The following is a 1,142-nucleotide window of genomic DNA, read 5'->3' on the forward strand; positions in this document are numbered from 1 at the left end:
GCTCACTCGGCAGACGATCGCCCGGCTGCAGCCGCCCGTCACGAATGAGGAGCTTGATCTGGTCGACGATGACCTGCGAGACGCGGTCGACGTTCCCGGCCACGCCCGCGCCGCCATCAATCTCCTGGACGACAGGACGCCGAGCCGAACCAAGCGTGACCACGTTTCCCCGCCACCATCTCGTCCATGTGTGCAGTCTGGCTTGCTCCTTGAGCGCGGGCTTCGTGACCTGAGGAGGGTGCTGGAACTGCGGCCAGTCTTCCATCGCCTCGAACACCGCATCCGCGCCCACCTGCTGCTGCGCTCGCTTGCGCTTCTGCTGATCCGTGTCACCGAGCGCCGCACCGGCCAGACCTGGAACCGCATCGCGACCCAGCTCGGCCGCGTCCACGAGGTCACGCTCACCGGCGACGCCGGACAGCTCGTCCAGACCACCCCGCCCACCACCGAGCAGGCCGCCCTCTACCGCGACTGCGGCATCAAACCACCACCCCGGATCACCCCCGCAGCCTCGGCCTGACCAGCCAGGACGCAGCTGCGTGGGCATACGCCCGCGTGGCCGCAGCCTCGTCGTTTCCGTATTTCAGGTCCCAATTCCGGCGTCTCCATATGCCCACCAACTGCGGAAGTCAGGTAGATGCACCGTCTGGATGGCCTCCGGAAGCGCCACTGCGAGCTCCGCCAACTGCACGCCGAAGCTGGCCAACCACCACGTCTGCCGTGGTTGCCAGCATGGTCGGCGGCATCGGGTACTCCACACTCCACAACTGGCCGCCCGCCACGCCGGTGTCGGCATTCGCTCTCGGAAGCCCGGCGCCGCTGTCATCGACACTCTGCCGTCTCCACACCGCGGTGCGAGCCGCGCTGGCTGTCTCCCGCAGAAGGGCCCTCGCGGCAGTGCGACGTCTCCGTGCCGCGCCGAGGCTCGGTCCGTCCTTCCCGCGCCAACCATCCTGCGGTGCGCCGCGGCACACCGCCACCTCGGCACGCAAACTCCCGCGCGTGGCGAAGCGACCATAGGTTAGGTATATTGGTTAGGCCATAAGAGAAGGAGTCGTACGTGCCGAAGGTGGTCTACGTCAGCACCGAGGGCGACGAGCGCGTCGTCGATGCCGCAGTCGGAGAGACGGTGATGTCCGCCG

Annotated in this window: 1 protein-coding gene; it reads left to right on the top strand. The window is 67.8% G+C overall.

Translation table 11 applies throughout. The annotated features are described in order from the left end of the window. Positions 1-190 precede the first annotated feature (190 nt). On the top strand, positions 191-520 hold the full coding sequence (locus ABZ904_RS51340; protein ID WP_361831253.1) for a hypothetical protein: 330 nt from the start codon (positions 191-193) through the stop codon (positions 518-520). Positions 521-1,142 lie beyond the last annotated feature (622 nt).

The sequence above is a fragment of the Streptomyces sp. NPDC046900 genome (genome assembly GCF_040644975.1).
GTDB lineage: Bacteria > Actinomycetota > Actinomycetes > Streptomycetales > Streptomycetaceae > Streptomyces.